Genomic DNA, 1,705 nt, shown 5'->3' with positions numbered 1-1,705 from the left:
GTGCATGGGTTTATTGCAACAGGGTGCATAGTTCGTGCTGGGGTCTGGTCTGACGCGCCTCGGCCTGATCGGTGAGGCCAGGCAAGAGCGCGGCCAGCAGGATCAATGCGCCGGCTGCCTGCGTGAAGCGATGGGAGTGCAACTGGACTAACATAGGAAAATCTGCGGCGCCGATGATTGTCACAGCGCTGTTTTCTTACCTTGGAATGGTGCCTGGCCGATGCGACTGAATCCGATCCGCCCACTGTTACTGTGCCTGCTCGGCTGGCTGACCCTGGCACCGGCGCTTGCCCGAACCGCCGACTGCCAGATTCAGACCGCGCGCCTGACGCTGGATGACGGCATTGCCCTAGAGTATAGCCAAGCGGGACAGGGGCCGCCGGTGTTGCTGCTTCATGGCTTGTTCGCCAGTAAGGAACAATGGCAGAGGTTCCAATGCCAACTGGCGGCAGGCGGGCGCGCCGCCATCGCTCCCGACCTCCCCGGCTATGGCCAGAGCAGCGGTTTTCCGCTGGCCGATTACCGGCTGCGGACGCAGGCCGAACGGTTGCACCAGTTCATTGCAAGGCTCGGCCTGACCCGCTTCGATCTGGCCGGAAATTCTCTCGGCGGCGCCCTGGCGGCTGTCTATGCCAGGAGCTATCCCCGACAGGTGCGCACCTTGGCCTTCATCGGCGGTCCTTTCGGGCTGCTGTCCTGGGGGCCGGAGGTCGAGGCCGCCATCGAGGCGGGCGTCAATCCCTTCATCCCCATCACGTTGGCCGAACTCGATCTGGAACTGAGCCTGCTGTTCGTGATGCCTCCGGATCTCCCCGAGGAGGACAAGCGGGCGCAGGTGGCCGAGTATGTCGCCAACAACAGGCACTATCAGCAGGTGTGGAATATCGTCAATCTGGATGACCGAATCTTGGCCCGGAATCTGGGCGGTCGCTGGCCGACCTGGATCTTCTGGGGCCAGTCGGACCGGATCTTCCTGGCCGAAGACAGCGTCCGGCGGCTGCGCCAGTTTTATCCCCACGCCGAGTTACACACCCCGGCCAAGGTCGGACATCTGCCGCATCTGGAACAGCCCGAGTTGACGGCGGATCTTTACCTGGCATTTCTGTCGGCCCATTCACCGCCCTTGCCCTGAACGTGGGCTTTCAGGAGCAAAAACAGAAACAGGATTTCGCCAAGACCCGCCTGAATGATGAATCGACAGGAGGAGCCTGCTGCTGGAGATGCGCGACATCGTCAAGGAGTTCCTGGGTGTCGGGGCGCTCGACCGGGTTTCGCTGCGGGTTGCGCGGGGCGCAGTCCACGCGATCTGCGAGGAGAGATAGCCGTCTGATCTGATAGCTGTGCTAAACCCTTGATGCAGCTCTTGTGTTCCGCAGACTAATCAAAAGGGCATGTATGGATTCTCCGTTGGATGGCGATAGATCAATTGCTCATCCCATGGGCGTATGATCCAGGGGCGAACCGCCGCGCGGGTTCGGCTCATCACCCGCCGCCGCGTGACCTCACGAGGCGCTTTTAACCACAGGATCACGCCATGAACGACCAAGCGAAACAGTATCAACAACTCATCGCCAAGTGCTGGGCGGATGATGCCTTCAAGCAGCGGCTGCTGGCCGATCCGGCCGGGACGCTGGCGGCGGAGGGGATGGCGGTGCCGGAGGGGGTCACGCTGCGGGTGGTGGAGGATACCGCCCAGGCGGTGAGG

At 62.3% G+C, this 1,705-nt stretch carries 3 protein-coding genes; 2 read left to right on the top strand and 1 reads right to left on the bottom strand.

Features of this window, described 5'->3' with window-relative positions:
* Positions 1 to 10: 10 nt before the first annotated feature.
* Positions 11 to 154 (bottom strand): hypothetical protein, encoded by a 144-nt coding sequence (locus QZY07_RS17160; protein WP_295405368.1) that lies wholly within the window; start codon positions 152 to 154, stop codon positions 11 to 13.
* A 66-nt stretch (positions 155 to 220) separates the two neighbouring features.
* Here QZY07_RS17160 and QZY07_RS17155 point away from each other — a divergent pair, with 66 nt between their 5' ends.
* Positions 221 to 1,132 (top strand): alpha/beta hydrolase, encoded by a 912-nt coding sequence (locus tag QZY07_RS17155; protein ID WP_295405366.1) that lies wholly within the window; start codon positions 221 to 223, stop codon positions 1,130 to 1,132.
* Positions 1,133 to 1,534: 402 nt separating this feature from the next.
* A partial coding sequence (locus tag QZY07_RS17150; protein WP_295405370.1) for an NHLP leader peptide family RiPP precursor occupies positions 1,535 to 1,705 on the top strand: 171 nt, incomplete at its 3' end.

Source organism: uncultured Thiocystis sp., assembly GCF_903866365.1.
Classification (GTDB): Bacteria; Pseudomonadota; Gammaproteobacteria; order Chromatiales; family Chromatiaceae; genus Chromatium.
The sequence above is the reverse complement of the archived record's forward strand: the minus strand, read 5'-3'. Positions and strand labels throughout refer to the sequence as shown.